This window comes from Lewinella sp. (assembly GCF_050633125.1).
Classification (GTDB): domain Bacteria; phylum Bacteroidota; class Bacteroidia; order Chitinophagales; family Saprospiraceae; genus Lewinella.
Genome location: NZ_JBOEFX010000188.1, coordinates 1 through 4,749, shown reverse-complemented (window position 1 = coordinate 4,749; position 4,749 = coordinate 1). Strand labels below are relative to the sequence as shown.

General features: G+C 45.1%; 3 protein-coding genes. 1 reads left to right on the top strand and 2 read right to left on the bottom strand.

All coding sequences use genetic code 11. From position 1 onward, the window contains the following. Nucleotides 1-200: 200 nt before the first annotated feature. Together ACRBG0_RS27545 and ACRBG0_RS27540 are read right to left on the bottom strand one after the other, a co-directional pair. Entirely contained in the window at nucleotides 201-1,373 is a 1,173-nt protein-coding gene (locus ACRBG0_RS27545) for an OmpA family protein (RefSeq protein ID WP_431490046.1), read from the bottom strand. 213 nt (nucleotides 1,374-1,586) lie between these two features. Further along, on the bottom strand, nucleotides 1,587-2,813 hold the full coding sequence (locus tag ACRBG0_RS27540; protein WP_431490045.1) for an acyl-CoA dehydrogenase family protein: 1,227 nt from the start codon (nucleotides 2,811-2,813) through the stop codon (nucleotides 1,587-1,589). A gap of 348 nt (nucleotides 2,814-3,161) precedes the next feature. On the opposite strand from ACRBG0_RS27540, the gene ACRBG0_RS27535 reads away from it, so the two are divergent. After that, the gene (locus ACRBG0_RS27535) at nucleotides 3,162-4,409 is read left to right on the top strand and encodes a T9SS type A sorting domain-containing protein (protein ID WP_431490044.1); all 1,248 of its coding nucleotides are present in this window, start codon (nucleotides 3,162-3,164) and stop codon (nucleotides 4,407-4,409) included. The last annotated feature ends 340 nt before the right edge of the window (nucleotides 4,410-4,749 follow it).

The following is a 4,749-nucleotide window of genomic DNA, read 5'->3' as shown; positions in this document are numbered from 1 at the left end:
GAGTCATTAAGCATCTGAAAAGAGTGATTTATCTGACTATTTGTACGAAACCCCATGATTTCACTAGTAGAAATCATGGGGTTTCGTCTTTAACGATAGGTTTTGCAGTTGGTTAGCACGGATTTTGATGATAATCAAAATTCGGGATGACTCATATTTGAAGATCATCTGATCATGTAGCTATTTACCAGTAGCCAACATTATCGTACATCCAGAATTTTTATTTCTACACGCTGGTTGCGTCTTCGTCCGGCAGCGGTTTCATTGGTGTCGATGGGGACATCTTTGCCGTAGCCTTTATAGCGAACTCTATTCCTAGGTATACCTTTTCTCACCAGATAATCAGCTACTGATTTGGCACGAGCAGTGGAGAGTGTCTCTGCGTAGCGAGCATCGGCCCAGCCGTTGGTGTGGCCACCTACCTCGATAACGACATCTGTATTATTAGCCATGAAACTACGAAGCTCCTCAAGAGCTGGTAAAGAAGCTGAAATAATGCGGGAACTATCTGCCTCAAACTGAAGATCGTCGAGGGTGATGGTTTTTCCGGTGGTCATTTCTGAACGTTTCACCCCAGCCAGGGTAGAGGTTGCCGTTTCCTGATTATTATTAGCAGGTGGTTCCGTGACGGGTTGTACCGGCGTTACTTGTGGTTGGTCTGGAGACCTGGGAGTAATGCTGGCCAAAGGCTGATCGGTAGGCTCAGGATCCTGAGGCCCCTCGGCTACTTCCTCTTCACAGGGCATTGGTTCCAGCTGCGAAGCATCGTCCAACAGGAGGTTGCCATTGTAAGGAAAGAGAGAAGGTGTTTGGTAGAAAACCTCCAGCACGATGTGCGAATAATTAGCACCTGGTTCAAATTTGAAATTGAATTCTTTCCAATCAGGGTTACTTATCAAAGGCGACTCATCGAGTAATTCCCGTTTGTCACAAGAACCAAAACCTCCCCATATTCGCAATTTTACTGGCTTTATGTAGTTGGCAGGTACATTCTTTTCCCGGCTTACACTGTAGTAGGATAAAGAACGTGCGAGCTTGATACTAAAGGAGTAGCAAGCACCATTTTGGAGGGGTTGACTAAGGAGCTGACCGATGGATTCCCATGTGTCGTTGTCTCGAACTACCATTCCAAGGTAGGTGTTCCCAGAATACGCAGGTTTGGTTACCTGGAAGGTAAACTCGGGCTGTATATCGGGAGGAGATTCACTAAGTGGACCACAGTTAGTCCAGTACCGAGGGGTCTGGCTATGGCGAGGCATATCTTCGAAAGAAGGGTTGTCTAGGGTGATAACTTCTCCTTGCGCCGTCACCGTAGTGGAGGCGAAAATAGTAAGAAGTAGTAGACTCATAGCTAATGGCCAAACAAATTTCATTGGCTTCGTGCTTTTAAAAATCATCAAGGAAGACAAAATTAACGCTTATTGTGGACTAATAACGTTCAAGGGGGGCGAAATTGTTATGAATAGGGGCCTAAAATGCTGGCAATCGTGCAGGTTTTGCTATGAAAATCTTAGGTGGAGGGGGAAAATACAATGTTTTAGGTGCGAAGCCCAAGACACTTCTTGAAACTTCGCACCTAGGGATTGCTATTTAAAGGCATTTATTCCCGTAACGGCCATTCCTGTGATCAGGAGGTGGATGTCGTGAGTACCTTCGTAAGTAAGTACTGTTTCAAGGTTCATCATGTGGCGCATTACCGGATATTCGTTGGTAATACCCATGCCACCATGGATTTGGCGGGCTTCGCGGGCTACATCCAGTGCCATGGCTACGTTATTGCGCTTGGCCATACTGATTTGTGCCGGGGTTGCTTCTCCTTTATTGGCCAGTGTACCCAACCGCCAGGCAAGCAACTGAGCTTTGGTAATTTCAGTGAGCATTTCAGCCAATTTCTTCTGCGTGAGCTGGAAGCCGGCAATAGGCTTGCCAAACTGCACACGTTCCATACTATAGCGTAGGGCAGAATCGTAGCAATCCAAGGCGGCACCGATAGCACCCCAGGCAATACCGTAGCGGGCTTTGCTCAGGCAAGAAAGAGGGCCTTTTAGCCCTTGTACATGCGGCAATACATTGGCCTTGGGTACACGCACATCTTCAAAGACGAGTTCACCTGTGATACTAGCACGTAATGACCATTTGCCATGAATTTGCGGAGCACTAAAGCCTTCCATGCCCTTCTCAACGATCAAACCGCGGATAATGCCTTCTTCGTCCTTGGCCCAAACGACAGCTACGTCGGCCAATGGAGAGTTGGTGATCCACATTTTAGCACCGTTGAGGATGTAAGCATCACCATCATCCTTGATATTGGTGACCATCCCGTCGGGGTTGGAGCCGTGATCGGGTTCGGTCAAGCCAAAGCAACCAATAAATTCACCGCTCCCCAATTTGGGAAGGTACTTGCGTTTTTGTTCTTCTGAACCAAAACGATAAATCGGGTACATCACCAATGACCCCTGGACAGAAGCCATAGAGCGGATACCAGAATCGCCACGTTCCAGCTCTTGCATGATCACGCCATAGGCAATTTCATCCATACCGCCGCCGCCGTATTCTACGGGAATGCTAGGCCCAAAAGCGCCGATATCGGCTAGGCCTTTGTATAGGTGAGTAGGGCATTCGCCACGCTCTGTGTATTCTTCAATAATAGGAGAAACCTCTTGCTTTACCCAATCACGTACTGCGGCGCGTGCCATGCGGTGATCTTCATTGAGGAGGTCATCTACCAAATAATGATCGTGAAATTGGAAGCGGTCTTCCCGAGCTTTCTTTTCGATGATCGGAGAACCAGTACCGTTATTGTTCGTTGCCATATCGCTTTTTAGCTTTGGTTAGGGGAAGAAAGAAGTAGCTAAAATCTTCTGTCTTCGTAAATTTTGGCAAAGGTACGTTTTTCGCTTATTTTCTGCTCATTTTGTAGCAAGTGTGACTGGTTTTTTACGTAAGCCGAAACAAAAAGGGTGCTTAGGTAATTTTTTTGGGCCTCCCCCGTCGTAACGGGGGCGCTACGTTGCGCAGTTCGTTATTCACTCAGCCCTTCGGGCCTACCCGTGCCGGGTAGCTGCTGCACATCGCTAGGCCTAGCGCATTTATGGTTAAATAATCATAATTTGGCACTAAACGATTTACCTACAAAGCAGTCTTAGCAGAAAAAAACACCCATGAGATTGTTCTGTACTTCATTCGTGCTGCTTTTGTGCTCCTTATATTTGAATGCGCAAATCATTGAAAAGCCACTTGGTTGCTTTGCAGGCACCAACGGTACCAATCCCAATGTCGTTTCCCACCCTGAGGCTCGAGGTGTTCTGTTGACCGAAAAATGGTCAAATATTGAATCTACACCAGGAGTTATTGATTTTACCTTACTAGATAACAAGATCAATATTGTTAAAGCTGCCGGTTTGAAATACGCGTTAGCTATTTCAGTGGGAGCGTTTGGTAGCCCAGTATGGCTTACGGAATCCTTAGGAGCTGATCATTTTGATTTCGAGTACCAAGGCCAAAATTGGAAGTTGCCATTATGGTGGGATGACATTGTCGAAGAAAGACTCGATGCTTTAATTGCTGCACTAGGGGAGCAGTATGCTGCTGATACCTTACTCTCGCATGTTTATGTATCGCAGATGACGGTAAATGGGATAGAAGGCCATTTGAATGGGGTTGACATGGATGCTTTTGCTTTAAGTGGGTTCACCAATGAGCAATGGATCACTTGCGCAAAAGCAACAGCGCTGAAATTCGGGGAGGCATTTCCCAATAAACCTATTGTTTTTGAAGTCCATGAAATAGACAGAGATACGATAGTTCCTGCAACAATCATAAATGACCTAGTTAATGAGGAGGAACTGTGTGAACGGATTGGATTAGGAATGTGGTGGATTTCAGGGAAAACCTCCTATCAGCCTGATTTAATAACATACATTTCGAATTTCCAAGGAGATAAATATGCCCAGGTTATTGGCCGATCAGATCAGGTAGAGCGGTTTCAGGATAGTTTGTACAGTACCGTTTTTACGCAAGCCAAAACATTGGGAATTCGTTACATAGAGCCATGGCCTTACGAATTTCAATATCATACTTATGATAGTTTATTGCAAGATTTTAATGCTTGGGCAGATAGCAACTTTTCTCCTTCCGATACATGTGCTGTGCTTAGTAATGTAACGTTTTCTGCAAAAGAGGAGAGGAGTGTAATGGTTTACCCCAACCCCACCCAAGGGCCATTGTATTTAAAGACAAATAGGTACACGGGAACGGAAATTTCAGTTTATACAACAACAGGGCAGATGGTCATTCCTCCTACAAGTCAAAAGGAAGTGGACATGAGTCATTTGCCACAAGGCGTATATTTTGCGTTGATAAAAATGGCAGAAAATATAATTGTCAAGAAGATATCGAAAATAGACTAAGCTAGATTTTCTGCGAACTTTTACCAGGTTAAACGCATCAAAATAGAATGGTCAGCAATACTGATAATTAAACAGAATAGCCCATTTTCTTTAAGTTTAGGCTGTTGAAATCCCGTTAAATCCGTTAAAAGCTGAGGGACGATAACTGAAAGTAATTCGTGTTCTACTAGGTCATGCCTGCTGAGAAGTTTTGGTACGTTTAGCCTAGACTTTTACCGAACGTCACACCAAATGAAGGAGATTCAAGGTCGTATAGTGATTGGGGATATTTTACTTGTATTGCTTGTTTTTTTAATGTTGTTGCTCCACGACCCGCATGGCGGGACCCACCCTATATCTG

Bases quoted from the DNA above. Each gene is read 5' to 3' on its own strand.
- ACRBG0_RS27535 (WP_431490044.1), top strand. From the start codon at position 3,162: ATGAGATTGTTCTGTACTTCATTCGTGCTGCTTTTGTGCTCCTTATAT.
- ACRBG0_RS27540 (WP_431490045.1), bottom strand. From the start codon at position 2,813: ATGGCAACGAACAATAACGGTACTGGTTCTCCGATCATCGAAAAGAAA.
- ACRBG0_RS27545 (WP_431490046.1), bottom strand. From the start codon at position 1,373: ATGAAATTTGTTTGGCCATTAGCTATGAGTCTACTACTTCTTACTATT.